The 26,611-nt window shown below is 59.6% G+C and carries 26 protein-coding genes and 1 pseudogene; 15 read left to right on the top strand and 12 right to left on the bottom strand.

Annotated features, from left to right (window positions below; translation table 11 throughout):
• The first annotated feature begins 36 nt into the window (after nucleotides 1–36).
• Nucleotides 37–2,601, top strand: a complete 2,565-nt coding sequence (locus tag ASE82_RS14245; protein ID WP_056064578.1) for an alpha/beta hydrolase family protein — start codon at nucleotides 37–39, stop codon at nucleotides 2,599–2,601.
• Here the strand turns inward: ASE82_RS14245 and ASE82_RS14250 are convergent.
• Entirely contained in the window at nucleotides 2,524–4,308 is a 1,785-nt protein-coding gene (locus ASE82_RS14250) for an asparagine synthase-related protein (protein ID WP_056064582.1), read from the bottom strand. The genes ASE82_RS14245 and ASE82_RS14250 overlap by 78 nt on opposite strands.
• Nucleotides 4,302–4,919 (bottom strand): lasso peptide biosynthesis B2 protein, encoded by a 618-nt coding sequence (locus ASE82_RS14255; protein WP_056064585.1) that lies wholly within the window; start codon nucleotides 4,917–4,919, stop codon nucleotides 4,302–4,304. Before ASE82_RS14255 ends, ASE82_RS14250 begins: the two co-directional genes overlap by 7 nt.
• Before the next feature lie 515 nt (nucleotides 4,920–5,434).
• Here ASE82_RS14255 and ASE82_RS14260 point away from each other — a divergent pair.
• Nucleotides 5,435–5,950: a helix-turn-helix domain-containing protein gene (locus tag ASE82_RS14260; protein ID WP_056064588.1), complete on the top strand. Its 516-nt coding sequence runs from the start codon at nucleotides 5,435–5,437 to the stop codon at nucleotides 5,948–5,950.
• Here the strand turns inward: ASE82_RS14260 and ASE82_RS19010 are convergent.
• A complete protein-coding gene (locus ASE82_RS19010; protein ID WP_082441513.1) occupies nucleotides 5,910–6,350 on the bottom strand; it encodes a VOC family protein in 441 nt (146 codons plus the stop codon). The two genes, ASE82_RS14260 and ASE82_RS19010, sit on opposite strands and share 41 nt — an antisense overlap.
• A gap of 76 nt (nucleotides 6,351–6,426) precedes the next feature.
• Between ASE82_RS19010 and ASE82_RS14265 the strand changes: the two are divergent.
• Nucleotides 6,427–6,855, top strand: a pseudogene (locus ASE82_RS14265) (integrase core domain-containing protein); the annotation flags it as partial.
• A gap of 129 nt (nucleotides 6,856–6,984) precedes the next feature.
• Here the strand turns inward: ASE82_RS14265 and ASE82_RS19015 are convergent.
• Nucleotides 6,985–7,722, bottom strand: a complete 738-nt coding sequence (locus ASE82_RS19015; protein WP_156348901.1) for a Crp/Fnr family transcriptional regulator — start codon at nucleotides 7,720–7,722, stop codon at nucleotides 6,985–6,987.
• A gap of 402 nt (nucleotides 7,723–8,124) precedes the next feature.
• On the opposite strand from ASE82_RS19015, the gene ASE82_RS14275 reads away from it, so the two are divergent.
• Nucleotides 8,125–8,592 carry a hypothetical protein gene (locus ASE82_RS14275; RefSeq protein ID WP_056064597.1) on the top strand — a complete coding sequence of 156 codons (468 nt, stop codon included), beginning with the start codon at nucleotides 8,125–8,127 and terminating at the stop codon, nucleotides 8,590–8,592.
• An 80-nt stretch (nucleotides 8,593–8,672) separates the two neighbouring features.
• Here the strand turns inward: ASE82_RS14275 and bla are convergent, their stop codons facing one another.
• Nucleotides 8,673–9,599 carry a class A beta-lactamase gene (bla, locus tag ASE82_RS14280; protein WP_082441515.1) on the bottom strand — a complete coding sequence of 309 codons (927 nt, stop codon included), beginning with the start codon at nucleotides 9,597–9,599 and terminating at the stop codon, nucleotides 8,673–8,675.
• A 214-nt stretch (nucleotides 9,600–9,813) separates the two neighbouring features.
• Between bla and ASE82_RS14285 the strand changes: the two genes are divergently transcribed.
• Together ASE82_RS14285 and ASE82_RS14290 are read left to right on the top strand one after the other, a co-directional pair.
• Complete coding sequence (locus ASE82_RS14285) at nucleotides 9,814–10,908, top strand: AraC family transcriptional regulator (protein WP_056064603.1); 1,095 nt, start codon at nucleotides 9,814–9,816, stop codon at nucleotides 10,906–10,908.
• A gap of 45 nt (nucleotides 10,909–10,953) precedes the next feature.
• On the top strand, nucleotides 10,954–12,432 hold the full coding sequence (locus tag ASE82_RS14290) for a S41 family peptidase (protein ID WP_056064606.1): 1,479 nt from the start codon (nucleotides 10,954–10,956) through the stop codon (nucleotides 12,430–12,432).
• A 53-nt stretch (nucleotides 12,433–12,485) separates the two neighbouring features.
• On the opposite strand, the gene ASE82_RS14295 is transcribed toward ASE82_RS14290, so the two are convergent.
• Complete coding sequence (locus ASE82_RS14295; protein WP_056064609.1) at nucleotides 12,486–13,022, bottom strand: TetR/AcrR family transcriptional regulator; 537 nt, start codon at nucleotides 13,020–13,022, stop codon at nucleotides 12,486–12,488.
• 54 nt (nucleotides 13,023–13,076) lie between these two features.
• On the opposite strand from ASE82_RS14295, the gene ASE82_RS14300 reads away from it, so the two are divergent.
• The 3 genes from ASE82_RS14300 (at nucleotide 13,077) to ASE82_RS20400 (ending at nucleotide 15,874) form a co-directional block, all read left to right on the top strand.
• On the top strand, nucleotides 13,077–14,474 hold the full coding sequence (locus ASE82_RS14300; protein WP_056064612.1) for an 8'-apo-carotenoid 13,14-cleaving dioxygenase: 1,398 nt from the start codon (nucleotides 13,077–13,079) through the stop codon (nucleotides 14,472–14,474).
• Nucleotides 14,471–15,136, top strand: a complete 666-nt coding sequence (locus ASE82_RS14305; protein ID WP_235524711.1) for a VC0807 family protein — start codon at nucleotides 14,471–14,473, stop codon at nucleotides 15,134–15,136. The genes ASE82_RS14300 and ASE82_RS14305 overlap by 4 nt, the downstream gene beginning before the upstream one ends.
• 531 nt (nucleotides 15,137–15,667) lie before the next feature.
• A complete protein-coding gene (locus ASE82_RS20400) occupies nucleotides 15,668–15,874 on the top strand; it encodes a DUF6980 family protein (RefSeq protein WP_082441516.1) in 207 nt (68 codons plus the stop codon).
• A gap of 231 nt (nucleotides 15,875–16,105) precedes the next feature.
• Here the strand turns inward: ASE82_RS20400 and ASE82_RS20275 are convergent, their stop codons facing one another.
• The 3 genes from ASE82_RS20275 to ASE82_RS19025 form a co-directional block, all read right to left on the bottom strand.
• Entirely contained in the window at nucleotides 16,106–16,228 is a 123-nt protein-coding gene (locus tag ASE82_RS20275; RefSeq protein WP_268795433.1) for a hypothetical protein, read from the bottom strand.
• Between the two features lie 539 nt (nucleotides 16,229–16,767).
• Nucleotides 16,768–16,908, bottom strand: coding sequence for a hypothetical protein (locus ASE82_RS19525; protein WP_156348902.1), 141 nt, complete (start codon nucleotides 16,906–16,908; stop codon nucleotides 16,768–16,770).
• A gap of 220 nt (nucleotides 16,909–17,128) precedes the next feature.
• Nucleotides 17,129–17,866, bottom strand: coding sequence for a Crp/Fnr family transcriptional regulator (locus ASE82_RS19025; RefSeq protein ID WP_082441517.1), 738 nt, complete (start codon nucleotides 17,864–17,866; stop codon nucleotides 17,129–17,131).
• A 562-nt stretch (nucleotides 17,867–18,428) separates the two neighbouring features.
• Between ASE82_RS19025 and ASE82_RS14310 the strand changes: the two genes are divergently transcribed.
• The 6 genes from ASE82_RS14310 (at nucleotide 18,429) to ASE82_RS20130 (ending at nucleotide 22,436) form a co-directional block, all read left to right on the top strand.
• Nucleotides 18,429–18,890 (top strand): DUF2975 domain-containing protein, encoded by a 462-nt coding sequence (locus ASE82_RS14310; RefSeq protein WP_162236752.1) that lies wholly within the window; start codon nucleotides 18,429–18,431, stop codon nucleotides 18,888–18,890.
• Nucleotides 18,890–19,108: a helix-turn-helix domain-containing protein gene (locus ASE82_RS14315; protein ID WP_056064619.1), complete on the top strand. Its 219-nt coding sequence runs from the start codon at nucleotides 18,890–18,892 to the stop codon at nucleotides 19,106–19,108. Before ASE82_RS14310 ends, ASE82_RS14315 begins: the two co-directional genes overlap by 1 nt.
• Nucleotides 19,105–19,944: a hypothetical protein gene (locus ASE82_RS14320; protein ID WP_056064623.1), complete on the top strand. Its 840-nt coding sequence runs from the start codon at nucleotides 19,105–19,107 to the stop codon at nucleotides 19,942–19,944. The genes ASE82_RS14315 and ASE82_RS14320 overlap by 4 nt, the downstream gene beginning before the upstream one ends.
• A gap of 41 nt (nucleotides 19,945–19,985) precedes the next feature.
• Nucleotides 19,986–20,411, top strand: coding sequence for a hypothetical protein (locus ASE82_RS14325; RefSeq protein WP_156348903.1), 426 nt, complete (start codon nucleotides 19,986–19,988; stop codon nucleotides 20,409–20,411).
• 93 nt (nucleotides 20,412–20,504) lie between these two features.
• Nucleotides 20,505–21,701 carry an MFS transporter gene (locus ASE82_RS14330; protein ID WP_056064629.1) on the top strand — a complete coding sequence of 399 codons (1,197 nt, stop codon included), beginning with the start codon at nucleotides 20,505–20,507 and terminating at the stop codon, nucleotides 21,699–21,701.
• A gap of 348 nt (nucleotides 21,702–22,049) precedes the next feature.
• On the top strand, nucleotides 22,050–22,436 hold the full coding sequence (locus ASE82_RS20130; protein ID WP_235524712.1) for a hypothetical protein: 387 nt from the start codon (nucleotides 22,050–22,052) through the stop codon (nucleotides 22,434–22,436).
• Nucleotides 22,437–23,095: 659 nt separating this feature from the next.
• Here ASE82_RS20130 and ASE82_RS14335 read toward each other — a convergent pair.
• The 3 genes from ASE82_RS14335 to ASE82_RS19035 form a co-directional block, all read right to left on the bottom strand.
• Nucleotides 23,096–24,121 (bottom strand): IS110 family transposase, encoded by a 1,026-nt coding sequence (locus tag ASE82_RS14335; RefSeq protein WP_056064820.1) that lies wholly within the window; start codon nucleotides 24,119–24,121, stop codon nucleotides 23,096–23,098.
• A 202-nt stretch (nucleotides 24,122–24,323) separates the two neighbouring features.
• Nucleotides 24,324–24,836 carry a hypothetical protein gene (locus tag ASE82_RS19530; protein WP_156348904.1) on the bottom strand — a complete coding sequence of 171 codons (513 nt, stop codon included), beginning with the start codon at nucleotides 24,834–24,836 and terminating at the stop codon, nucleotides 24,324–24,326.
• Nucleotides 24,837–25,313: 477 nt separating this feature from the next.
• A protein-coding gene (locus ASE82_RS19035) for an IS3 family transposase (RefSeq protein WP_156348905.1) occupies nucleotides 25,314–26,554 on the bottom strand; the annotation gives its coding sequence in 2 pieces (ribosomal slippage) (nucleotides 25,314–26,207 and nucleotides 26,210–26,554; 1,239 coding nt in all).
• Nucleotides 26,555–26,611: the final 57 nt, after the last annotated feature.

Genomic DNA, 26,611 nt, shown 5'->3' on the forward strand with positions numbered 1-26,611 from the left:
CCTCTCCACCCATCCGAAGTCGCCAAGGAGTATTCCATGCGTCCAGCGTGGCTGTTGCCGCTCGCCTGCATTCTGACCACCACCGCGCACGCCCGAGGGCTGACGGTGGAAGACCTGCTCGCCAACGAGCAATATACGCAGGTCTTGTCGGCACCGCGTGCAGGCGTCGTCGTGGTCGGCCGCACGCGCCCCTACAAGAATGGCGACGACTATCGGTACGACTGGTTCACGCGCCGCGCCCTGTCGGAGTTGTGGACCTTTACGGCCGCGCGGCCGACTCTCGTCCGACTTCTCGGCGGCGAGACCGGTACGGGATATTGGGCAGCGGGCCTGTCTCCCAATGGTCAGCGCCTTGCGGTCTTCCGGCTGAGGCGTAATTGGCTCGATTTGGGCGTAGTCGATCTTGCGCGGCGTACTGTCCGCTGGGCCAGGGTCGCGCCCGATATGCCTTATGCGAACCCCAATCCGGCATGGCTCGACGACGACCATCTGCTGCTTGTCACGCGTCCCGATCGCAGTCTCCCGACGATGTTCGATTTCGCATTCGAGCCTGCACGCCGATCGCCAGCAGCGTGGGAGCAGACCTCGAAAGGCCTGCGCGCCTCGGTTTCGGCGTTGGGCAGTGGCTACATGCTTGGCCAACGCGACCGTGCGCCGCCCCGCGACCTGACGATCTACGACCTTCGTTCGGGCAGCGTCAGACGGTTGTTGCAAGGTGACATTGCCGACGTCTTGCTATCGCCCGATCGTCGCCGTGCAGCGATTGTCCGCGAGAGCGGCGATCTGAAAATCGATCAGACGAATCCCGCCGACCCGGCCGACCTTACCCGCGCCCACCAGCTCGATCTGGTCGACCTGCCAACCGGACGCATCACGGCCGCCTGCGATCACTGCGACGTGTTGCCCAATCTGCTGGCTTGGTCACCATCAAGCGTCCGGCTGCTCTTCTACGCACGGTCGCCGGGTGCGTCCTGGTCGAAGGGCGCGCTGCTCGTTGCGACCAACCGCGATGGCGACCCCAAGGCGCGCCCAGCAACGCCCTTTCCCAACTTCACCGCGCTGATCGATCCGGCAGCGCCGGGCGTGGTCGCCGTTCACGCCCGGTGGATGGGAGAGCAGCCTGTCCTGTTGGGAACGCCCTCGAGGTCGTTAGCCGTATCGAGGCCAGTAACTGACTGGTATGTTTCGGGATCGCACGGATTTCAGCCACTGACCGCAGGCGCCGGTTCATCTGCGCAGGTGCTGGCGAGCGCTTCGGGCCATCTCACCTATCTGGCGAAAGGCCGGCTGTTGCGCGGTACGCCCGAAGGTCCGCCGCGTCCGCTGTTGTCTGACGATCATATCGAGGCGGCGATCGTGCCACTCGATCCGCTACTCGACGGGACGCGGCAAATACTCAATCCTGATCCGAACGGGGCCTCGCTGGTCGTCCGGCACGGGGCAACGTCCACGCCCATCGACCTTTCCAGAACCGGGGACGTGCGGCACCGCTATGCGGATTTGCCATCGACTGTGCAGATCATTGCGACGCTTCCCGCGCAGAACGCCGTGCTGGAGATCGCCAAGCTTACGGGTGGGGCCAGTACGCTGGCGCTGCTTGCGCCGGGCCACGTTACCAGGTTCGGGACGATCAACCGCAACCTGAGCGACGTGATACCCGTGCCCGCGGTCGTATTGAGCGATCAGGACCAGAACGGGCACCCGATCTACCATTATCTCTACCTTCCGCCACATCGCATCGGCGCTCTACCGCTTGTCGTCCTGCCTTATCCCGGAACCGTTCTCCCGTCGGTCGCGCCCGCATTTGATGTAGCGACGTTCATGCCCGTCGCGAACGTCCAACTGCTGGTGTCGAAAGGATATGCGGTGCTCGAACCGAGTATGCCGCTGCCGACGGTGGCGCAGGCGGAGGGGAAGATCAGCTCGCTCGACAGAATTGCCGATCAGATCGCAGGAGCGATCAAGGTCGCGGTGGCCACCGGGCGGATCGATCGAACACGGGTTGCGGTCTACGGCCACAGCTATGGCGGCTACGCCGCTCTAGCGATGGCCACGCACGGCAATGTCGTCCGGTCCGTCATTGCCTCGGCCGCGCCGAGCAACCTTGTCGCAGCCTACGGGGTCATCGACCCTCGCGCGAAAACGCAAGATGGCGGCATCTCGACCACGATAGCGTTTGGGTGGTTCGAAGGCGGGCAGGGCATGCTTGGTGCACCGCCCTGGGTTGCGCCCGAGCGCTACATTGAGGCCTCTCCACTGTTTCAGGCTGGTGCGATGACCGTTCCAACTCTGCTCATTCACGGCGAGTTCGATTATATTCCCGTGGCGGGCGCTGAGCAGATGTTCATGGCGCTCTACCGGCAGAACAAGACGGCGTTTCTACTGCGGTATGCGGCGGAGGGGCATACGATCCGTAGCCCGGCTAATATTCGAGACGAGTGGCGACATATCTTCACATGGCTTGACCGGATGAATATGCCGACCACCGCATCGTTCGCGGTTGATCCCGGCCCCAAGCCAGGGTCAGGCGCGCTCCCAGTAGCGGATCCACGCCTCGATCGACGCATAGAGCATCAGCGGACGGGCGACGTCCTTCCATAGCAAGGTGTCGGCATTCAACGCCGCGTGCAACGCATCCCGATCCAGCAGCCCTTGTGCGACCAGACGACCGTCCAGGAGAAGCGACCGCAGGTCCGCGACGGCGTTCATCACGGCGAGGCTGTAATGGCTTGCGGCCTCACCCTTCGAATGGCGCTGTGCGACGGACGTCGGCAGCCGATCGGCAAAGGCTGCGCGCGCGCGCTGGCGATCGCCGCGCCCGCCGGTCAATATGGGGATCGGTATCGACAGACAGGCCTCGACCACGGGCTGTGACAGTAAGGGATGCACGAACAGAGTTGATTGCGCCCGCAGGGTCGGTCCGTAAAAGATCTGTGAATGCGCGATCGCCTCGACTTGTCGCGCTTTCGCGGGTGGCAGGTCCTTCAGACCAGTCAGCCAGGGATGTATGTAGGTTCCTGCCTGTTCCGCTGCAGCCGGCGTTGCCATTGGCGAGGGGAACCGTTCGGAAGACGACGATCGACCGAACTGGTCGGCAAGCATTGACGCCCATGCCGACCATATCGAACGCTGTGCGCGGCGGGTAATGTCGCGTGTGCGCGTAGAAAACACCGCACGCCATCCCCAGAGCTTGAAGGCGTCGACCGCGATTGTAAGGTCGGGCATCTGGTAGAAGATCGCGTCGCCGCCTTGCCCGGTAAAGATCGCGTCTGCGCCAACCGCATGGGCATGCGCCGTCATCTGCATGTCATGACCTGCATCGAGCCCGTAAAGGATCGGCTCCGAGGGATGTGCGAGATCACGTAGCTCGGCAACATCGAGAACGCGGCGGTCGGCGTCGATTTCGACAAGCTGCCGCTTGCACAGTTTCGCAACGTCGCGCGCATAGCGACGTTCGTCGCCGCCCGCCTGTATCGTGCTGGCGTTGACGAGGGTGATCCGGCGGTCCGGCAAGAGAGTCCCGAGCGTACCCGCGAGGATCGAGGAATCCAGACCACCGGACAACTCCAGTAGCATATGATCAGCAACGCTTCCCCAAGCGCCGACGGCTTCGTCCACAGCCCCGCGGAGCGTCTTTTCCGCTACGGCAACGGGCATCGCGCGCGCCTTGCGAGCGATCGCGCAGGGATCCCAGATCGTCTTGATCCGTAGATGTCTTGCCGCGTGGGCACCCACAACATCTCCACCTGACACATCCCCGTCCATTCGACAGCCTGGCGGGATCATGACGACGCCGCGCAGTGCGGACTGATGCCCGGTGATGGTCGGATCGCCGAGCACCGCGGCGATCACGTTCCAATCGATGTCTGGTACAATGCCGACGGCCTTCAGCAGCCACGCGGGCATCTGCGACGCAACGATCAGCCCCCCGCGGATCCTGATCGCACACGCCGTCATCACGCCGTCCGCGCTCCGATATACCGACCAACGTCCTTGAGGATCTCGGGCAATCGTGACGAACCCGCCCCATCGGCCGACCGACGAAGCGCGCCGCGTATCGTCGAAACTCCAACCGACGGAGCACGAACGTCCGTCAGCGGAAACCAGGATCGGAACGTCGACCGGCCGCACCGCCGTCCACAGCAGGCATCCCGCCACGTTGCGAAGCGGCCCGAGATCCGGATCATGTCGAGTGATGCTCTTGGTGAGGTCGGTCACGGCCTTTGCCACGTCGCTGCCAAAGTGAAGCGGATTGCCCGCATGGTCTGGCAGGAATGCCAGGAAGCGAAGGGCGGACGGCGTCAGCATGCGTAGATCGGGGTGAACCAGGCGACGTGATCGGCGGTATCGTTGAGAACACATCCGTCATGCTCGACCCAGCAATGTGCCTCGAACGGGTGTGTACGAACGCCGAACACTAACGTCGCCGCGATCCCGTGCAGGCCAAGAAAGTTACGCAGATACAGACTGTGCGGTAGGCATCGGCCGAGCTTTGGGATGAAGGGACGCAGCGCGTCGAAGATCGCTACAAGTGCGCCAACCTGCGCGCGGTCCGCTGGCATCCGACCGGGCGAACGACTGTGATAGTGGGCGACGGGTCCTCGCAAGCGTATGAGCGTGATTATGCCGGCGACGATCATGCGCGGCACGGCGGTCATGATCCGAAACGCATCAACCCGTTCGACATGGATCACGTCATGCCGCTCGCGGGCAAGGGCTGGGTCCGCCCATTTCCATTGCGCGGGACTGAGACCCGCAGCGGCGAGACTCTCGGCGACAGGATAAGCAGAAAACTCGCCAGTCGCTTGGCCGTCGGCGGTGCCATTGTCGACAGCATGTTCGCGGCCTATGCACAGATACGCATCCGCAGCCGTGTCCATCAGAACGATGTCGCCATCGACATCGACGATCGTCATCATCGAAAGCTCCCGCGCGGTGAAACAGAGGACAGCCGAGAAACGGGGAGCGGCGGACCGCTCCCCGTCCACCACTGTCAAACGCGGTAGGCGTAGATGAGATTGCCGATCTCGGGCGAACCGAACATCGCCGGGGCCTTGGTCTCCTTCGAGACCTTGCCGAGATAGACGAGCAGCGTGGGCTTTTTCGTATCCATTGTGTCAGTCCTTTGTCGAAGTCGCCGCGTCGGTGCGGCAATCAACGTTCGAACGGGGCGTTCCTGCAGGCGAGGATAAATCGCCAAGAACGGTGTGTTTATAGGTGACTGGCCATCTTCTGGCCGAAGCTCGCGACATCATGGCCGGCCTGATCCCATCACATGGCTCACCGTGGCCGATTGTTGGGAGCCGTTGGCCAGACATTGGCGCGTGCCCTGATTCGCGTGGCAGCGCTGCACGATCACGGATATGCTCAGGTCACGACAGAGCGTTGAGTGGCGCGCAGGCAACCAGGCAGATCGGCTGCGGGAAGGTCGAACATGACAATCGACAGCACCGACGAACCTGATCCCGCCCTGCTGGGACGTGTGTTCCGTCGCTTGCGGCAGCATCGCAAATTGAGCGTCGTCCAGGTCGCAGAGGCATTGGGGATGCCGCCCCGGACCTATACCAATCTCGAAGCCGGTAACGCGCGCATCCATTTCGAGCGGATCAAGCGTTTCGCCGCCTTTGCCGATGTCGATCCGGTCGCGATGCAGACGAGCACGATGTTCGGCTCCGACGCCATGGCCATGGCGTGCTGCGAAAACAAGCTGATGATGATCAACCTGCTCTCCATGGAAGAACTGTTCGACGAACTGGGGGATGGGATCGGCGACCTCGATTCACGCACGATCATTGCCGGTTTCGATCAACTCAAGGCGGGCCTGATCGCAGCGGCCCGAAAGCCGGACCCCTTCGCCGAAAACTGGACGGCGTCGAAACGTTCGTCCGTGGTCGCATGGGGGATATCGATCAAAAGCCTGTTGTCGCGTAAGAACCGGCCCCCGCCCTGAACTCGGTCACGCCGCGGTGCCGAAACGCGGCGGGACCTTTGCCGATCAGGCCAAGGTGAATTTCGAGCTTATGTCCGTCCGGATCGAGGAAGTAGGTAGAGGCGCCTTCGCTCTTGTTCTCCTTCCAAACTATGGCCTCGGCTGTCACACGCTTGCTCAGCGCGACGTAATCGACGTCAGGCACGCTAAATGCGATGTGGCTATAATCCAGATGGGGTGATGATCGCGTGTTTTCGTCACGTGAGAGGCAGAGCCATAACGATCCGGCCTCAAGATATGCGCCATCTGCCCAAACCGCCCGTACGGCACAGCCGAGAACGTCTCTGTAAAACGCTAAGGACCGTTCGACGTCGGCAAATGCCAGCGTAACGTGGTTCAACCCGTTTATGCGTGCTTTCATGCGTCATCTATCCGTGTTTGTTTCGCGTCCGCTATTGGGCCGCGTGAGCGGGGGATCAAGCGCACGGCATTGGTCGACAGCGGAATGCCTGGGATGCATTGTCGACACCTCGCTGTCGGGTCGGCGGGTCGTTCGCGAGCTGAGCGCCATCGCCGAGCGTCGCGGGCTGCCATGCATGGTGGTCAGCGACAACGGCACCGAGCTGACCAGTCATGCCGTCCTCGCCTGGTGTCAGGACACCGGGGTCGAGTGGCACTACATCGCCCCGGGGAAGCCGCAGCAGAATGGCTTTGTGGAATCGTTCAATGGTCGCTTGCGCGACGAGTGTCTGAACGAACACCTGTTCCCCTCGCTGGCTGCGGCGAGACGGATCATCGAGGCATGGCGGACGGACTACAACACCGTGCGTCCGCACAGCAGTCTTGGCGGGATGGCTCCCGCCGAGTTTACGAACCGCCCCCGCCAGGGGCATATGGACACCGAAGCTAAGTTATCAGCGGCCTGAAAACGGGGAGCAGGTCAGGCTGACTATGGCGCCCTCTTCGATGGGTCCAGGGACCGGCCGAACGCAGTTGACACATTACTGGCGTTTTTCGCCGAACGTCGGCCATCATGGTATCCACGACATGGCAAATTAATGAGGCAAATCATTGACCAAAAGAAACCTTTCCGAGAATTGACCAGCTTGCCTGAAGCCGTCGAGATCGATAATTTCGTATTTTCTGTTGGCGTGATTGATCAAGCCACCTTCGACCAGCGACCTGATAGACCTATTCACGTGAACAGGTGTGATTCCGACGCTATCCCCAATCTGCTCCTGCGACATAGGTAAGGAAAAGTGCAACCCATCACTTAAGCCCCGTAACCTGGTCCTGGCGGCAAATTCGTTCAAAAAATGAGCTACACGAGTCCGTGCGGAACGCCCACCTATATTCAACAACCACTCGCGTAATTGTCGCGACTCCGCAGTTGTTCTTAGGTCCAAAGCCAACCGAATGGATGGGTGGGAATCTATTAACGTTTCAAACTCGGATCTTTGAACATAGATGATGCTAGATTTTTCTGCACAAACCACGTTATAGTCCAGATTATTCACAAATCTGTTTTCTGGATTAACTATATCTCCGGGAATTATCAACGATACAATTTGCCGATAACCGTCCGATGTCTGCTTTTGGCAAAATAAATAACCCGATATTAGGAACACATAGTCTGAAAATGACATGCCTTCCCTAAATACGTAGCTTCCTGACTCAAACGTTCTTGTTCGAGCTTTCAAAAGGCCCACAGCTTCGCTGTCAAAATCCTGTATCCGCGAATGCGCCGATAGACTTTTTGCAATCAGACCGTGAGGGTCAATTTCCGAGATCAAAACAAGGCTCCGGTAACATCGGCGGGAGCATTGCGTCTCTCAGTTGCCAAGGGCCGCGATCGGTTAGCAATTTATGATTTATACCAAAGGTTGCCGAATAGGACTTGATTTAAGTTAACTTTCACGCCGACTTCCACGGGACAGCGGCAGTTAGGGCAGCAGTTTGGGCATATTGGCAACTCGAAACCGAGAAAGATGCGCTGAACGAGTGGCCGTTATCGGGAGCTTGGATCGCATGCCCGGGTGTCCACACATGGGCGTTCTTGCCCGAGCCGACATTCTCGCGAGGGATCGAGAAATGGGAAACGGAATGTCGGCAACGAATAGCTAGGCTCGATGAATTGAGATTATTCGACAGCGGTGTTCATGGTCGGATATTATTCGAAGGTTAGGAGAGGTTCGATGCCCAGCAGGATTGAGGCGCTGATACCGACGCCCCCGCCGGAGCGGATCGACGCATTGCAGAATCTCATCCTTCGGATCGTCGATTGTTTGGATGCTGACGAGGAGTGCGACGCGCTCATCGCCGAAGCCGATGCGCTGGCGGGATCGCAGGGGTATGATAGCATCACGTTTAGCAACCTGAACAGTTGGACCAGCGAACGTGATTTTGCGGTGTTGGCAGCGATGGGACCTCCTCCAGGCATCCCCGACCTTACCGTTCAGGAAGTTGCGGAATGCATCGGCGTCATCGAAGCTGCGGACGAACCAAGGAGCAGCTTTTGCCTCGGTATTCTTGAGCGCACTTTCCCTAACGTACCTATCTGCGACATAATTTATTGGCCTAAGGCGGCAGCATCATCCGACGATCTAGCCGCGGAGATTGTCAGGCTAGCCAACGAGCCTCTCCCTACTCTGCCCGCCCCATAAGTGCCCGGGAATGATTTCTGCAGGTCTGGTTTCTCGATTGGGATCGAATTATGGGAAAGTCCGTAATTGGAAATTGAGGATCAGGTGTCGGACAAACTCGCGGCTGCGATGCGCCCAACTGTTGCAAGCACGGCAACGGCATCCCGGGCCATTGGTTCGGCAAGTCGCGCCGGTTCAAAATAAGCCGTGACGATCAGGGGGCTCCGCCCGGCCGGTCCACCAAAGGCGAGATCGACGTAGATGTGCTTCGTCTTACCAATCCCGGTCCCCGTTTTATCTCCGGAGATCCAGTTGGTAGGGAAGCCCGAACGGATCCGGTCCTGACCTGTTTTGACTTCTGCCATCCATGCCCGGAGCATCGCGCGGCTATCTGCGGTGAGGATGGTGCCATGGACGATCGCGGCCGTCGTTGCGGCCATGGCGGCGGGTGTAGATGTATCGAGATCGGTCCCCGGCGGGGTGACGTTAAGTTCGGGCTCGTATCGGTCAAGCCGGCTACTCTTGTCGCCGATCGATCGCCAGAACGCTGTGAGTTGCGATGGACCGCCGAACCGACGCATCAGGACATTAGCTGCCGTATTGTCGCTAGTGACAAGTGCCGCCCGAGCTAACTCCTGGACGGAAAGACCTTTGCCCAGGTTCACCGTGGTCACCGGACTGACGGAGAGCATATCCTCTTTCGTCCAATGAAGAGTTTCCCTCAGATCGATTTGGCCTGCGTCGGCCTTAGCGAGCAGCATGGCAGCTAAGGACATCTTGAACGAACTGGCATGGGTGAAACGCTCGTTTTCTCGCCAGCCAAACGCTGTTCCCCGCACAGGATCGAGAACATACGCCCCGAGACGACCATCCGCGTTCTGCTCAAGCGCACGAAGTTCGCCGATGCTGGTGGTTTCCGGTAGTATCGTTCGCGCATGTGATAGGCAGCCGGGAAGCAGCAGGGCAGCCCCACCCATCAGCGTAGTACGCCGATCGAACGTCAGCGATGTGTAGGGGGGAGCTTGCATAAAAGCGGCATATCATCGTTAAGATCGCGAAGGCTATATTACCGCAAACGAACGGTGATCAGGAGGGCCGGCGCTTTCTCAAAGGGATCGGGAAAAGATAAATCGCCAGTGTTCTCGCAAGCCGCCCAGCCCCGTATTTGGAGAACCCTAACGCCTGCGCCTGTCCACTTCGATCACCCATTGACGTTGTCGGTGGGGCGGGGCTGATGGTCATATGAGCATCGGTCCCATGTCCCTCATCCTCGGTCTGTTCGAGGCACAAATGCTTGTGCTGGCGGCTGCCATCATCGGGCAGGGCGGGATGGCGCGACGCTCTCTCGGAGCGTTGCTGATCGTCCTGTGCGGCGTGCTGACGCCGTTCACTATCGGCTATGCAGGTTTCTACGATCGATGGCCGTGGCTTTCGTTCGCGCCGTTCGCCGTTCCTCTGGCGATGGGGCCATTGCTCTACGCGCACCTGAACGCCCTGATCTTCGATCGCCCGATACCCCGTTGGCACGCCGCGTTACCAGTGGCCCAGTTCGCTTATCAGGCTGTCGCTTTCTGCCTGCCGCTCGATCTGCGCGGCGCGTTCGACCGACAGGTGCAACGCCCCTGGCTTGATCCAATCCTGGCGGCGTTGCTGCTCGCGTCGATGGTCGGATATGCCGTTGCAGCCCTGCGTGAGCTGCGCCGGCATCGAGGCTGGCTCGTGGCGCGCCGATCCGACCTCGCCGCGGCAAGGCGCGTGCGGGCCGTGCTGATCGCCTACGCCGCGATCGTAACGGTGCGGACGGGATACCTGATCGCTGATACGTTAATCGCGCCGCTCTCTTACTTCGATATGTTCGGTTTCTACGTCGTGCTGGCAGTCGTCGGCAATTACCTGGCGATCGAGGGCTGGCGGCAGGCGGACGCCCGACCGCAGCCGATCGTGGAACCGATCGAGCGCGACTGGCGGCCGATCGCGGCCGGGTGGATGGACCGGATCGAAGCGCATGGATGGTGGCGCGATCCAGACCTCGATCTTGCCGAGCTGGCCCGCAGGCTGGGGACCAACACCGCCTATCTGTCCCGCGGCCTCAACGAGGGGCTGGGGCTGGGGTTCGCCGAAGCGATCAACGGGCTTCGCGTCGAGCATGTTGCTGCCCGGCTGCGGGACGGCTCCAATAGCGATATCCTGACGCTCGCGATCGATGCCGGTTTCGGGTCGAAGGCGACCTTCAACCGCGTCTTCAAGGATCGGTTCGGCATCACGCCCTCGGCTTATCGCCGCGTCTCAACCGACAAAAACGACGCGGAACACCCGGATTTGCAGCGCACCGCCTGACTTGCGACGGCATCGGCTCGGGGCATACCCGCTCGGAGCAACACCATGATACACCTCGATCGCCGGCACCTTCTGACGGGAGCGTCAGGCTTCGTCGCCACCGCCTTTCTGCCCGCTCCAGCCAAGGCGAATGATACGCTGCTGCCACCCGCGGCGATGCGATCAGATATCGCTATCCTGTGCGACGCCTATGCCAGTCTGCATCCCGGCCTCTATCGCTATCTGAGCCCAGCGAACTTCCAGCGCGAGCGCCAGCGCCTCGATCGCTTCGCCGCGACTCCCCATACGCTGGGAGACTTCTACCTGGCGCTGTCGGGGTTTACCGCAAGCGTCCGGTGCGGTCACAGCTTTCCTAATCCCGCCAACCAGACTCCGGCCGTCGCGTCGGCACTGTTCGGCAAGCCCGATCGCTTACCGTTCGCCTTCAGATGGCTGGACCAGCGCATGATCGTCACCGCCGATCTCGGCAGCGGGCATCATCTGCCGATCGGAAGCGAGGTCGTCGCGATCGACGGTATCAGCGCACGCGACATGCTGGCGAAAATGCTCCCTTATGCCCGCACGGACGGCAGCAACGATGCGCGGAAGGTCGCCGACCTCGGCATACCCGGCGATGCCGATGAGCCGACATTCGACGTGCTCCGGGCGCTGCTGTTCCCATCGTCCGGCCCCTCGGCCCGTGTCATGGTGCGGATCTCCGGCAGAGGCAAAACGATCGTTTGCCCCTTGATGACGGCCGCAGCGCGCAACAGTGCGTTGCGCCATCCCTCCAAGGATTCCCCCTATGGCTGGACGTTCGAGGTGCGCGGCCAGGTCGGCATCCTGACCATGCCGACCTGGGCGGTCTTCCATGAAAAATGGGATTGGCAGGGCTTCATCGACACCAGTCTGGATACCGCGGTCGATCGCCAGATCTCGGGCATCGTTATCGACGTGCGCGATAACGGGGGAGGCCTCGATTGCGGGGCGGCGATCGTCGCCCGCCTGATCGAAGCGCCCCTGACCGTAGACAGCTATTCCCGCCATGTACGCTACCGCAAGATACCCGACCGGCTGGCTCCCTACCTCAAGACTTGGGACCGCAGTTTCAAGGATTGGGGAGCGTCGGCGATTGGTCCCGACGCGGCCGGCTTCTACACTCTTACCCGTCCCGGCGACGCCTCCGACACCGACACTATCCAGCCCAAGGGTCGCCGGTTCGCCGGCAGGGTCGCCGTTCTCGTCGGCCCGAAGAACGCTTCGGCCACCTTCGGTTTCGCAGGCCTCATGCAGCGTCAGCGATTGGGAACGCTGGTTGGTGAGCAGACCGGCGGCAACCGCCGTGGTATCAACGGCGGTGCCTTCTTCTTCGTCGGGCTGCCGGCATCGGGCGTCGAGGTCGATCTGCCGCTGATCGCCTATTGGCCTGAGACGCCGCAGCCGGATGCTGGAACCATGCCCGATATCACCGTGTCGGCCCGAATTGCCGATATTCAAGCCGAACGGGATATCGCGCTAATGCGGGCGGTCATCGCGGTAAGTTGAACGATCAGCCTTCCCGATTGGGATCGCGTTTCGAGAATGTTCGCGAGCCTTAGTCATCCTTGAATAAGCGTGTCGATAAGCCGGTCTTCAGCAGGGAGTTGCCCATCGAGCATCAGCATGGCGAGGCCATGAACCAGCGACCAGGCTCGTAGCGCGCCATTCTCCACTTGATCCAAACCAGCATCGTTCGCCGATGCCGAAGTGGCGTTAACGCGCAACATCTGTAGCGCCTCTATCTCACCCGTGGCCTGCAACTGCGCGGACGAGGTAAAGATCAGACGGAAGAGGGCCGGATTGGCGAGTGCGAAACGCACATAGGCCCGGCCGGTCGCGGCAAACGCAGCAGCACCGTCCTTGCCGTTTGACGCATCTCGCTGGGCAATCGCGAGCCGGTCCAACCCTTCCCGAGCGAGCGCCCGCATCAACGCTGCCTTGTCGGGAAAATGTCGGTAGACCGACGTCGCGCTAACCCCGACCTCGCGCGCCATCTCTCGCAGCGATACGCCTTCCACGTCACGTTCCGCCAACAGCAGCAGCCCGACCTCGATCAGCGCAGCCCGCAGATCGCCATGATGATAGCGTTTTTCCATGTTGACACTGTTACCTTCTCAACTATGCTCACGATGTAAACATTGGAGGCGGGCATGGCTAGCGTTCTGGCGCAGATTGATGATGGAAACGGGGAGGGGCCTCGGACGGGGCACCCCTTTCTGTCTGGCATCCACCGGCCGATGGCGGAGGAATTGACGCTGACCGAGCTGGCGGTGCGCGGCACCATCCCGCCAGCATTGCAGGGTCGCTATCTGCGGACCGGTCCTAACCCGGTCGCAGCCGATCCCGCATCGTACCACTGGTTCACCGGCGACGGCATGGTTCACGGCCTGGCGATCCGCGACGGCAAGGCCCTGTGGTATCGCAATCGCTGGATCGGATCGCGCAGCAACGCGGCTGCCCGCGGAACGACGCCGGCATCAGGGCCGCGGCACGGTTCCAGCGACACGGTGAACACCAATGTAATAGATTTGGCCGGGCGCGTCTTCGCGGTCGTCGAAGGCGGCAGTTACCCCGTTGCACTGTCCGATACGCTCGACGAGCAGCGCTACGACGATTTCGCTGGTTCGCTCGTCGGGTCGTTCACCGCGCATCCCCACCGCGACCCGCTAACCGGCGAGTATCACGGCATCTGCTATGAGGGCAGGCGTCTCGACGAGATCCGCCACGTCGTCCTCGATGCCACCGGCAAGGTCGTCCGTGAGGCGCCGATCGCGGTCGAGCATGGCCCAATGATTCACGATTGCGCGGTCACCGCGCGTTACGTCGTCATCCTCGACCTCCCGGTGACCTTCTCGCTGGCAACCCATCTGGCTGGCCAGCCGCTGCCTTATGCCTGGAACCCTGTGCATCGTGCCCGCGTCGGACTGATGCCGCGCGACGGCGATCAGCATGCCATCATCTGGTGTGACGTCGATCCGGCCTATGTCTTCCACGTCGCTAACGCCTTCGACCTACCCGATGGTCGGGTGGTGCTCGACGTTTGTGCATATCCGACGATGTTCGCCGGTGTGCCTGGTGGCCCGGACGTGGCCTCGCGCGGGCTGGAGCGCTGGACGCTCGATCCTGCTACCGGCACGACAGCGATCCGCACTATCGATGCCACACCGCAGGAGTTTCCCCGCGTCGACGAGCGCCGGTTCGGTCAAGCCTACCGCTATGCCTATGCCATGGGCACACAATCGGACCGACGCTTCCAGAGCGCTAGCCGGCTCTACAAACACGACCTCGTAGCGGGCGGCCGGCAAGTGCACGACTTCGGCCCCGGCCGTCATCCTGGCGAATTCGTTTTCGTTCCCGCGCACGACACTGCGGATGAAGACGAAGGATGGCTGATGGGCTTCGTCATCGACGCACCGAACGACACCACCGAGCTGGTCATCCTCGATGCAAGCCGGTTCGAGCACGCGCCGGTCGCCACGATCCGCCTGCCGCACCGCATCCCGCCGGGCTTTCACGGCAACTGGATCAACGGGGGAGAAGCACAATGAACACGATCGTCACGACCATGAAGGACAGCACTGTAATGAACCGCCAAACCGGCAGCCGCATCGGCCTTCTCGCCATCGAAGCCGGCGTCAATTTCGGGCTACCGCTGCTGATCTACGATCGCGTGGCGCCGCTGTCAGGCGACGTAATCGCGCTGATGGCCTCCTCGCTGCCGCCTTTGCTCTGGTCGCTCGTCGAGTTCGTTCGTCGCCGTCGTGTCGATGCGCTGTCGATCCTTGTGCTGGCCGGCATTGCGCTGTCGCTGCTCGCCATGCTCGGGGGCGGGTCCGTCCGCTTTCTTCAATTACGCGAGAACCTCGTGTCGGCATTGATCGGCCTTGTATTCCTTGGATCGGCTGCGATCGGTCGCCCGCTGATCTATCAACTGGCTCGTGCCGGCCTGGCGCGCAAATCGCCGGGCGAGGTCGCGGCGTTCGAGGCCAAGCGTGACACGCCCCGCTTCCGTCGCGTGATGACGATCATGACGCTGGTCTGGGGTGTCGGCCTGCTCACGTCGTCGGCGCTCGCCTGCGTGCTCGTCTTCGTCCTCAGCATTCACGATTACATGCTGGTCAGCCCGTTTGTCGGCTACGGCTCAATGGGCGCGCTCGCGCTTTGGACCGTCTGGTACAGGCGTCTCGCACAACGCCGGGCGGCACGTTGAATCGCTGGAGTCTTCTCTACGGGATCAAACCTCGGGAAGCGTCACGGGCAAAGAATAGCCCCGCGGGCGCTTCCCAAACCACCGGGGCAGCGGCAATGCTATGCGACGACCCAAGTCCTCAGCTAGTCTGTCGCGCTCGTCTCATTGCCGCCTTACGGCGGAGCAGTAGGCCACCAACTATCAGGGTAACCACAATACCTGCCGGTATTTGTACCAGCCAGAACCTGTCATCGTTTCCAAGATCCCAAGGCCAGGCATGGCAGCTTGAGGCACCTGACGAATAGCCACATGCCAAGTTTGACAGGTAAAAGTAGAACAGGACCGCACAGCCGGTGACAAAAGCCGCCAAGGCAAAAAGGAGAATGGAAAAGAACCGCATCCCCACGGTCTGCTGCAGCGTGACCGATACGGCAAGAGTATCGAATTTCGGGAATGTCCGGGTTGGGGAGGAAAGCGGACTGGCTGCTTTTGGCGAACGCCATTGGGACAACGGACATTGCTTACACGGCTAGGTAAGCGCCAAACAGCGGCATGACCTCGACTCCATGCTGTGCCCGAACGGCCGAAGATTTGAACCGAGTTTGTACGATTCATGCGGATCGGTCGGACTGTCCCGATGCGTTCATCGCGGAAATGAACGGAGGCTACGGCCTGATGGTTCACGATGGCGGTAGCAGCGCCGTTGAAATCGCGTTCTGCCCTTGGTGCGGTGCCGGTTTACCCTCGATGGACCAATGACGTCCGCTGTCGCCGACGGTAGCGGTAAGTACGAATGCCTGAGAATGGGCGGAGTCGTCTAGTCGTAAGGCTTGTATGGTCGCCCCCGATGGATGTCTCTGGCTGCGCCATGAGGCCGTCGAACTTCGAAGCGAGCAAGCTGGTTGCCTGCATCAGTGTCGCCTGCCCGGGCCGCCCGGCGTAGCCAATACCTATAGCCTCGCAGATCCCCTTGGTTGAAGCGCTGCATAGCTAGATTGTACGCAGCCGGCTGATGGCCTCGCTCTGCTGCCCGGTGAGCCATTCCAGCCGCAGAAAGCGCCGTCGCTGATGATCGGCGATCAACCGCGAGCCGGTCCAGTTCCGTGATGGCATCGGGATCGCCTCGCAATGCAAGGTGGCGGACCAGAGCTATCCCGTCAGATGGCGAGTTGCCGTCAAGCCAGCGCTTTATTTTATTCGCTAATTTATCTGGAACGCCTCGCTTCATAGCGAAATGATACGTCCGCTATCGGGAGAGGCAATAGGCGGCTCGATCGTCCGCGTTTGGGCGTTAGTAGAGATCGCCAAATACCTATCGATGGCGTCCAATCACGAACCCAAGGCCGGTAGCAATCAGGACAGGAACCGCGACGGTAATCCAGAGGTTAGCTCTTAGCGCCACCAAACCAAAATACGTTCCGATACTCACTGATGTGGCCGCATAGCCCCAGCGGTTAGCGCGAAGGTCTCCCATGAATGTGACACCGCGTTTATGCATCGCCGTTCTCCACGCCATAGCCGGCGCACTTGTGCCTCCTCATAATCGTCGCGGCAATGCCTGAGATTGGGCGGTAGCGGAATGGCCGAAATGGGAAGGAAAGCGGACCGTCCTCTTATCGTGAGGCAGGCGGCGATAACGGACATTAAACCGCTTAACGCCGAACCTTGGGCGTTAGGGTATCTAGTGCCTGAACAATGTAGAGGGCGAGAACACCACGCCCTTCCATTTTGTCGGCTATGACCAGCGCTTCCAGCAGGAGCGCTTTCAATTTTTCCTGTTGGTCGAACGTCATCCCCGGCCTCCTATCTAGTATTCCGACATGTACCGTGAGCACCGGAAATAACCTAGATTAAGAAAGCGAGATGACCCTACCAATATAGGATTAATCTGGATCAAGTCGGTTGACTATGGCGCCGTCTTCGATGGGTCCAGGGACCGGCCGAACGCAGTTAACACATTACTGGCGTTTTTTCGTCGAACGTCGGCCATCATGGTATCCACCACATGGCAAATTAATGAGGCAAATCATCGACCAAAAGAAACCTTTCCGAGAATTGACCAGCTTGCCTAAAGCCGTCGAGATCAATTATTTCGTATTTTCGGTTGGCGTGATTGATTAAGCCACTTTCGACTAGCGACCTGATAGACCTATTAACGTGGACAGGTGTGATTCCGACGCTATCCCCCATCTGCTCCTGCGACATAGGTAAGGAAAAACGCAACCCATCACTTAAGCCCCGTAACCTAGTCCTGGCGGCAAATTCGTTCAAAAAATGAGCTACACGAGTCCGTGCGGAACGCCCACCAATATTCAACAACCACTCCCGCAGTTGTCGCGACTCCGCAATTGTTCTTAGATCCAAAGCCAACCGAATGGATGGGTGTGAATCTATTAATTCTTCAAACTCGGATCTTTGAACGTAGATGATGCTCGATTTTTCTGCACAAACCACATTGTAGTCCAAACTATTCACAAATCTGCTTTCCGGATTAATCATGTCTCCGGGAATTATCAGCGATACAATTTGTCGATAACCGTCCAATGTTTGCTTTTGACGAAATAGATAGCCCGATATTACAAACACATAGTCGGAAGATGACAAGCCTTCCCTGAATACGTAGCTTCCCGACTCAAACGTTTTTGTTCGAGCTTTCAGACGGCCTAAAGCTTCGCTGTCAAAAACTTGTATCCGCGAATACGCCGATAGGCTTTTCGCAATCAGACCATGAGGGTCAATTTCCGAGATCAAAACAGGGTTCCCGTAACATTGGCGGGAGCATTGCGTCTCTCAGTTGCCAAGGGCCGCGATCGGTCAGCAATTTATGATTTATACCATAGGTTGCCGAACATAACTTGATTTAAGTTAGTTTGCACGACGACTTTCATGGGACAGTGAAAGTTGGGGCAGCAGGTTGGGGCATATTGGGCAACTCCAAACCGAGAAAGATGTGCTGAACGAGTGGCTTTTATAGGGAGCTTGGATCGCATGCCCGGGTGTCCGGATATGGGCGGTTCCGGCCGTCGCAAAAGGGACCCCTTTTGCAACGCGGCTCGTGCCAGCTTTGGTTCTCGAAATAGGATGGTGTTTTGAGAAAACCTCGCCCTCACTCTCTGGGCGCTCCGTTTGGAATGCAGGAGGCATATAGCTTCCCGCTCATGCGAGCCGATACTACCCGATCAAACCTAGGCGTGGAGCCCACATGATTGACGTTTATCGAAAAACGATACATATCGCTTTTCGATAAACGGAGGCCTTTGTGCAGGATCGAATTCTCGTCGTCGCAAACGGATTGGTACGGTTCGCGCACTGGTTGAACTGGGCGGTAGCAATCGGCTTTATAATCGCGGTCGTCCTGTCCTTCGTTTTCGGCGACGCGCTGTCCGCGCAGATTTCCACAAAATATCACGGCCGCCATGTAGCTGAGACGATCACTTTGCTGCGGGCCACAGGCTTACTCAGCGTTGTCGTCTGCGTCGCAGTCTATCAGCTCTTCAGCCGCCTGTTATCGATCATGGAAACGGTGCGCGCGGGCGATCCGTTCATCGTTGCCAACGCGGATCGGCTTCAGCGGATTGGCTGGGCCTTATTCGCCATTCAGGTGCTTGATCTAGCGTTCGGTGCCATCGTGTTCGCGCTTGATCGTCTTGGTATCGATCACGCGACTTGGGTTCCCGGCTTTACCGGCTGGATCGGCGTGGTGATGCTCTTCGTGCTTGCCCGCGTGTTCCGCGTCGGTGCGGCGATGCGTGACGATCTGGCGATGACCGTCTGATGCCCGTCGTCGTCACACTCGACGACATGCTTGCGGCTCGGCGGATGACGTTGACCGAGTTATCGCAAGCGGTCGATATCACAATGGCGAACCTATCGATCCTGAAGACTGGCAAAGCGAAGGCGATCCGCTTCTCGACCCTAGAGGCGATTTGCGAGGTGCTCGACTGTCAGCCGGGTGACATCCTTAGTTTCACGCAAATGGGGGAAACGGATTGATCGACCATGCGGAGAAAGCCGGTACGCGAAGGGGGATTGGGAGCGCGCTTCGTGGCGTAGGGCTTGCCGTACTCGAAACCTATCAGCATGGCGGGCGGACGGTGGTGACCGCGCCGCTGATCCTAGGCATCGCCGTGCTGCCGGAATTGATGCAGCATGTCGCGGAGATCCATCTGGGTATGTTCGACTCTGCAGGGCGTTTCCGTGCGCTTGCTAACGATCCCCTTCGTTGGGGTTTCGGTTACGTGAAGCTGGTAGGGTTCATGATCGCCATGCTCGCTGTCGCGCGGTTCTGGTCGGTGAGGTCGATCCCCCGAACACTACTGGTCCCGCCAGCAACTCTGCTGCGCGTCGCAGCGGGGTTGATCATAGGGTTCGCGGTTGCGTGGCCGTTCGGTTGGCTGGGAAAGCAAGGCTTGTCACCCGTGATCAACATACCTCTTCAGATCGTTTCTGCCGTAATTCAGGGGGGCTTCCTGATCTACGTCATTGGCGCGTTGGTAGAGGACGTGTCCGTGACGCCGAAGCGCGCTATGACGTCGCTGCTGCCCGCCGCGATCATGCTCAGCGTGCTGGTCGCCGTGGCATTCGCGCCATCGCAGGCGCTTCACATGGCAAACCACAAGCTGGCTTTGGGACGGCCACTGCCGATCGTGTGGATGCTCATGCTCTTCGATGCACTGTGGGTCGGACTATTTGCAGCGCTGGTCGGCTCTGCAATGTTCGTCGGAGTGAGGACCGGGCTGACCTGGCGGGGCTGGACCGTGCATCCTAGCGATCTGAACCCGTCGAATGTTCATACCCCCGAAGGCGCAAAACGGGGTGCGGTTATATGACGCCGATAGCTCTGTTCTTAATGTGCTGGGCAGCTTTAACCGTGGCCAAGGACACGCAGATCGGGCGGTCGCTGCACAGTGTGATGGTGCAGCAACCTGCTGTTGCGGCAAACCGGCTTACGCGGGGCAACGTCGCGATTGCGATCGCCGTTCTGTTGTTGATCGTACTGCACGTAACTGCGGAAGACGGTGATCGAATCCGGATGGCGGGCTTGGCCGTCCCTGACTTGACAATTTGGCTTACAACCTTCGAAATCAGCACCGTTATTGAGATGGCTACTGGTTTCGCAGTAGCATGGGGGGCTATACGCCGAGTGAGCGTCTCAGCGGTACTTGCGATCCTTCCTTTTCGCTCTGCTGCACTTGCAAAGGGTAAGGCTAGACGGGTTCGCCGCAATCTGCGCCGCAGTTGCGCTTCGCCCGTGAACGACGATGAGGATGGGGCGGAGCTGTCGCTAGCGGCCTAAAACGAACGGTTGCCCATCAGTCCAGGCACCACCTCATTCAATCATACCACCGTGAATATTAGCGATGTTGAGGTTGGCGCTTGGAGTGCGAACATGCAGGCAATCGATGTCAGAAAGAGATGGGGTTGGCTACTTCTGGGCGCGATCACGCTTTCGACCATCGGCGACGAAATTTCGCTGATAACTCTCATGTTCCGGACCGCTGAAAATCGTACGCCGTTCGCCGTGCCGATGCTGCTCGTCGCGCAATTGTTGCCGGGGTTGATTGCGACACCATTCATCGGTCGGCTTGTGGATGCACGTGATGCCGGCCGGCTGCTGACGGTAACGGCGTTGATCGATGCCATCGTCATAGCATGGATAGCTTGGCATCCTGATGTGGTAACGACTATCCTCGGAGCCAGCGTTCTCAGCATATCATTCGCGATCGGCGGGACCGCGAGCTTCGTTCTCATTCCGGTTTTGGCCGAGCGACTTGGAATGACGCTACCGCGAGCAAATGCAGTGTTGGAGTTTGTCCGCAGTGCCGGGATGTTGGCGGGACCGGTGGTGGGCGGCACTCTCGTGGCTTGGGGAGGTGTCGGAAGGGCGCTCCTGATTGATGCGGCCAGCTTCGCGCTATTAGCTGCCGTCGTGCTGGGAAGCGGATTGCGTCGCCCGGTCGAACCGAAGGACGCCGAAAAGCGGACTCTGTTGTCGGAATATATGCCTGTTCTGCGAAACCGGCGAACCACGGTCATGATCGGAGCGCTGATGCTCGAGGTCTACGCGATCTCGATCGCGGATGTGGCGTTCGTGTTCCTCATCACCGTTACGCTAGCGGCCGGACCGACCGCGTTTGGTTTGCTGACCGCGTGTTGGGCCGGGGGGATGATGGCCGGTGCTATCGCCTCAGGTACGTTGGCGATGCCGCGTCCTGCTCCGATCGCATTCGTTTCCGCGGTAGTGATGGGCGCAACGATGTTGGCAATTGGTATCGCCGCTCTGACGTTGGCGGGTGGGATCGTCTTTATAGGCATTGCGTTCGTGTTCGGCGGTGCAGCCAACAGCTTGCAAAATGTTGCAGTTCGCACAATGCTACAACGAGAAGGCCCAGCAGAATCACGTGGCAAGGTTGCAGCGATATATAGCGCTGGAACAAGCGCGGCCGCCATGCTTGGCTATATGACTGGCGGTTTCTTCACGCCAGACAATGCCACAAGCGCGTACGTCTTCGGAGGTACTCTCGGCGTTCTCTCTGGTTTCGCTGGTTGGCTGCTTTATCGCCATTCCAAACCAAAAGACATTTAGTCAGGACTAACAGCTTACGCAGTCCTGAACGGAACGGATAGCAAGACGTCATAGGCGTTCCCGGAATCGATCGAATTTCGGGAATGTCCGGGTTGGGAAGGAAACCGGACGGGCGGCTTTCGGGCCGATATACTGGAAAGCGGACGTTGAGGATCACCGATTTGTGAGCAACCGCGTACTATACAGAGTGTCCGGGGGGTGGCCGCTCCGATCCCAGTGCAGAGAGTAGAGGGCCAGTTAACAAAATTGCCCGACAAACGCCGGCGCTGGCAGCAATTTGACACTTCGGCGCGTTGTGTACGAATGATGTCGCTGATGTTCAACGATTGACGATAACCGGAGGACTCGATGCTTCCCATTCTGCTCGCCGCTGCTGTAGCGTCAAACGCTCTCACCGTCTTACCGAATCGGGATGTGGATGCACGTCCTCCCAATCCAGCGATTGGCATTCTCTACATGCCAACGCCGCTCACTGTTTCAGCGGACACGACGCACAGTACCCGCCTGGCGGCACTTCGTACCGAAGCGCTCGAGATGCAGGCTATTGACGGAGGAACCCTAACCCCCGAACATCGCGCTCAGTTACAGGTCAAACTCGATCGAATTCAGCTTCGTTATGCAGAGATGCTTCGCCGGGCAGACCCGTTCTCGATCGATTCAAACGGTAACGCGATATACAGTATCCATACCCGGCCGGTTGTGTTCGTTCCCGACCTGCGCCGGACCACTCCATAGACAATAAGCGGCTAGCTGAATTACCGACCGCTTTTGAAATTATCCCGATGTGCTTGAATGTCGTAGTTTGGGCGGAAGCGGAATGGCCGAAATGGGAGGGATCGCGGACATTACCAACGGTCCTCGCCATTCCCCTTCCGAGAACGCAAAATACTTCGCAAACCCTCGAAGTCGCTTACGAACGACCCCACTACGATTGGCGTGCCCACAAGCAGGTACACAGGCAAAAACCATTGCCATGTCTTGTCTGGTACTCCCGTATAGAGCATAGCAATACACACCACGGTTAGGAATAATGCGGGCCACAGTGCCCATCGCACCAAGCGCTCGACCGTCCCTACGTTTACCTTATCGCTGCTGTTCATCCGGCATCCTCCGGGAATTAAGGAATGTCCGTGTGTGGACGCCCCGCTGGATACAAGGGGGTTTTCGAGAGATTTGTACGCGCAGGTTCAGGTGCTTCCGTGTGTCCGGCCTGTTGATGCAGCCATCATCACGGCTGCTGGCCTGTATGGAGATCGCGGATCGGGTCCAGACCGCAAGTGCGCGCTCGAGGCGCCTGGACATTTCACTGGTTTTCCCGACCCCGTCTTCTGACCGTTGCGCCATACCTCTCTACTGACCTTTCCTTGCGTCCCTGACGCCTCAAGCCTCGGCGGTTACACCGCCGCGGCCGGAGCTCTGTAGGAGCCGCCGTGCGCCATCAGCGCCCAGACGGTTCTCGCCATCTTGTTGGCCAGCGCGACGGTGACCAGCATGCGAGGCTTACGCGCCAGCATGCCGGCCAACCACGCTCCGGCTTTGTCGGGGTCACGGGCCGCAACCTTGGTTGCCGAGCTCGCGCCCAGGATCAGAAGTCGTCGCAAACTGCGCTCGCCCATCTTGGTCGTTCGCCCCAGCCGCTCCTTGCCGCCACTGGAGTGCTGCCGTGGGACGAGGCCGAGCCAGGCTGCAAAGTCTCGCCCGCGGCGGAAAGTACTGGCGGCCGGCGCCAGCGCAACCAGCGCCGTCGCAATCACGGGACCAACACCAGGTATCGTCGTAAGCCGCTTCGCCACGGGATCAGCTTTTGCCCGGCTTGCGATTTCGCGGTCCAACACAGCGATCTGCGCCTGCATCGCTTGCAAGCTCTCTGCGATAACGGTGAGCACCGGTCGGGCCTCGGTCGGAATTTCAGAAGCAGGGTCGCCGACAATATCGACCAGCTTGGCGACGTGTCCGACGCCCTGCCGAACGATGTAGCCAAACTCGGTAAGGTGCCCGCGCAGGGCATTGATCAGCTGCGTGCGTTGGCGCACGAGCAGGTCGCGCGTACGGAAGATTACGCCGGATGCCTGAGCTTCGGCGCTCTTGCCTTGCACGAACCGCATGGTCGGGCGCTGTGCTGCCTCGCAGATTGCTTCAGCATCAGCCATGTCGTTCTTCTGTCGCTTCACGAACGGCTTCACATAGGCTGGCGGAATGAGCCGCGTGTCATGACCTACCGCGGCGATCTCGCGAGCCCAGTAATGGGCGCTCGCACAGGCCTCCATTGCCACCACGCATCGTGGCAAGGTCGAGAAGAATGACAGAACCTGATCACGCCGAAGCTTTTTGCGGAAGATGACAGCACCGCTCGGATCCGAGCCGTGAACCTGGAAAACCGACTTGGCCAGATCGATGCCGACTGTGCTAACCTCACCCATGGACGCCTCCTTCAGTGGTGTTTTCAACACCTCCACTATGGCACATCGATGCCGTCAGGGGGCGTCCACCCCAACGCAAGTGGGCGGGAGCCGTCCGGCAGCTTTCCTGCTCGATAGCGGTCCGTCGGCTTTCGGGTAATCCGGTCGGCTCGGAACCGCCGGAACGGCACGACGTGATAGTTAGGGGCTCTTAGGCGGCGAACTATCTGATTGCGTCAAATAACTTATCTCCAATATGCCAGTTTTCATTCCCGGGATGAATTTTGCTTATTTTAATGGCAGACAGCCATCCAATGTTACTTTCCATTTTTGCTTTTGCGTCCGCCCTATCTGCAGGAACTTCTTTTTCTATTAGGGCGGATATATGATCGGCCACCATGGCGGCTGCGGCTGTGGTAACTTCCTTGAAGACCATTGCGACCATAACATCAGGGAAATTCTCGACTCTAACCGAAATTGATAGGCCATTTCGAGAATCAAGCGTGCGCCTCGCTTGATTCTCTTCACAGGTTGCCAAAGGATTGAGGGCGATGCCGAGTGACCCCCCAACCCGAATTCCTTCACGACGAGACAAGAATTCAACCTGAATAAATCTATAAAACCCATTGGCACATTTATAGAAAAAGAGCGGCTCGCTATCATCTAGAATAGTATAAAAACCACGGCGAACCATCTCCACTACGAGAAAATCTGAACATAGTCTGATATTTCTCATTACCTACCCCTAGAATATCATGATAAATCTAAACGTCACGCGTTTCAGAGTGGTCGGCGTTGCCGGGAAAGGAGTGCCATATGGCAATTTTTATTCCATCGTCCCAAACTAACCCCTTGCCCACCGTAAACAAGATTATCCAGCCTGACTTTTGCATCAGGGGTGACCGGACGGAAAAGATCGCGCTGAACGGATGACCGCTTTCGGGAGCCGTATTTTGCAACCCGAGCGTCCGGCATTTGGGCGATAGCGGAATGGCCGATATGGGCGGAAAGCGGACCTTCCGCTTTGGATGCCACACTTCAGGAAACCGACCTCTGAACGGATCTCCCAGTTGCATCAGTCTTTTGCATCGCCGGAGCCCTTGTTGTTGCCCCCTAAAGGCCTGACAGGGCCTCGCAGGTTCGCGCGATGAACTCGCGGGGTGATCGATAGCGCAAAGCGCGGTGCGGATGCACCTCGTTNTGTTGTTGCCCCCTAAAGGCCTGACAGGGCCTCGCAGGTTCGCGCGATGAACTCGCGGGGTGATCGATAGCGCAAAGCGCGGTGCGGATGCACCTCGTTATAGTGGGCGAACCAGCCAGGCAGTTGGTCGATGACACTCTGCGCATCTGGCCTGGGGTTCACACGGACATAATCGCGCTTGAGGGTGCGAACGAACGCCTCAGCCATGCCATTCGATTGAGGACTGCTGACCGGGGTCGTGCGCGGGATCAGCCCAATGCCCCGGGCGAACGCACGTGTGTTGCGAGCGGTGTAGCAGCTGCCGTTATCGGTGAGCCACTCGATTGGTTCGGGCACGCGGTTCACCTGGCCGTAGCGATGCTCGACCGTGGCGACCATCAGGTCCTGGACGTCCTCGGCGGTGATGCCGCCCGTCGTCGCCACGTGTCCCATGGCTTCACGGTCGCAGCAGTCGAGCGCGAAGGCGACACGCACCTTCTCGCCATTGTCGCAGGTGATCTCCAACCCGTCGGAACACCAGCGGGTGTTGCGGAGGTCGACGGCGACCCGGCCGTCGTGACGCCGTTCCTCGCGGCGTTCGCCGCCTCGCTGTAGGAGCAGCCCGTGCACCTTCATGACGCGGTAGACGCGTTTCGGATTGGGCGCTTCGCGCCCGGTCTTCTCGGCCTCCCGGCGCAGCAGAGCATGAACGCGGCGATAGCCATAGGTTGGCAGATCGGCGACGAGCGCGCGGATGTCGGCGACCAGCTCAGCATCCGGCAGTGGTGGTCGTCCGCGTGGCCGGGGCGCTGGGCGATGGCGCATTGCGGACAGGTGTGGGCGAGCGATGCCGACCGCCTCGGCGACCGCGCTCACCGTCCATCCCGTGGCAACGAGGTCGAGCGCAACAGCAGTTTTTTTGGGCCTGCGGCCCGGGACACGGCCTCGCGGAGCAGCTCGTTCTCCATGGCCTTCTTGCCGAGCAACCGGTGTAGTTCGCGCACCTGCGCCTCGAGGGCACGGTAGTCGGACGCCGGCACCACTTCCTCGCCAGCTGCCGCGGCGGTCAGCGCACCCTGCGCCATCAGGCGCCGCCAGGTGAAGATCTGATTGCCGCCAATGCCGTGCCGGCGGGCGACGAGCGACACGCTCATCCCCGGTAGATACGTCTCCTCGACGATCCGGACCTTTTCCTCCGGTGTCCACCGCCTCCGGCGCTGAACACCGGAGAGAACCTCGCCATCGTTGTAACGCCTGGTCGTACCGTCAGTCATATGCCTCACTCTTATCTAAGAGCGGGGCCCTGTCAGGTCATTTAGGGGGCCACCTCA

Origin of the sequence: Sphingomonas sp. Leaf230 (assembly GCF_001421745.1) — a bacterium.
GTDB lineage: Bacteria > Pseudomonadota > Alphaproteobacteria > Sphingomonadales > Sphingomonadaceae > Sphingomonas.

Bases quoted from the DNA above. Each gene is read 5' to 3' on its own strand.
- ASE82_RS14245 (WP_056064578.1), top strand. From the start codon at position 37: ATGCGTCCAGCGTGGCTGTTGCCGCTCGCCTGCATTCTGACCACCACC.
- ASE82_RS14250 (WP_056064582.1), bottom strand. From the start codon at position 4,308: ATGCTGACGCCGTCCGCCCTTCGCTTCCTGGCATTCCTGCCAGACCAT.
- ASE82_RS14255 (WP_056064585.1), bottom strand. From the start codon at position 4,919: ATGATGACGATCGTCGATGTCGATGGCGACATCGTTCTGATGGACACG.
- ASE82_RS14260 (WP_056064588.1), top strand. From the start codon at position 5,435: ATGACAATCGACAGCACCGACGAACCTGATCCCGCCCTGCTGGGACGT.
- ASE82_RS19010 (WP_082441513.1), bottom strand. From the start codon at position 6,350: ATGAAAGCACGCATAAACGGGTTGAACCACGTTACGCTGGCATTTGCC.
- ASE82_RS14275 (WP_056064597.1), top strand. From the start codon at position 8,125: ATGCCCAGCAGGATTGAGGCGCTGATACCGACGCCCCCGCCGGAGCGG.
- bla (WP_082441515.1), bottom strand. From the start codon at position 9,599: ATGCAAGCTCCCCCCTACACATCGCTGACGTTCGATCGGCGTACTACG.
- ASE82_RS14285 (WP_056064603.1), top strand. From the start codon at position 9,814: ATGAGCATCGGTCCCATGTCCCTCATCCTCGGTCTGTTCGAGGCACAA.
- ASE82_RS14290 (WP_056064606.1), top strand. From the start codon at position 10,954: ATGATACACCTCGATCGCCGGCACCTTCTGACGGGAGCGTCAGGCTTC.
- ASE82_RS14295 (WP_056064609.1), bottom strand. From the start codon at position 13,022: ATGGAAAAACGCTATCATCATGGCGATCTGCGGGCTGCGCTGATCGAG.
- ASE82_RS14300 (WP_056064612.1), top strand. From the start codon at position 13,077: ATGGCTAGCGTTCTGGCGCAGATTGATGATGGAAACGGGGAGGGGCCT.
- ASE82_RS14305 (WP_235524711.1), top strand. From the start codon at position 14,471: ATGAACACGATCGTCACGACCATGAAGGACAGCACTGTAATGAACCGC.
- ASE82_RS20400 (WP_082441516.1), top strand. From the start codon at position 15,668: ATGACCTCGACTCCATGCTGTGCCCGAACGGCCGAAGATTTGAACCGA.
- ASE82_RS20275 (WP_268795433.1), bottom strand. From the start codon at position 16,228: ATGCCATCACGGAACTGGACCGGCTCGCGGTTGATCGCCGATCATCAG.
- ASE82_RS19525 (WP_156348902.1), bottom strand. From the start codon at position 16,908: ATGACGTTCGACCAACAGGAAAAATTGAAAGCGCTCCTGCTGGAAGCG.
- ASE82_RS14315 (WP_056064619.1), top strand. From the start codon at position 18,890: ATGCCCGTCGTCGTCACACTCGACGACATGCTTGCGGCTCGGCGGATG.
- ASE82_RS14330 (WP_056064629.1), top strand. From the start codon at position 20,505: ATGCAGGCAATCGATGTCAGAAAGAGATGGGGTTGGCTACTTCTGGGC.
- ASE82_RS20130 (WP_235524712.1), top strand. From the start codon at position 22,050: ATGCTTCCCATTCTGCTCGCCGCTGCTGTAGCGTCAAACGCTCTCACC.
- ASE82_RS14335 (WP_056064820.1), bottom strand. From the start codon at position 24,121: ATGGGTGAGGTTAGCACAGTCGGCATCGATCTGGCCAAGTCGGTTTTC.
- ASE82_RS19530 (WP_156348904.1), bottom strand. From the start codon at position 24,836: ATGAGAAATATCAGACTATGTTCAGATTTTCTCGTAGTGGAGATGGTT.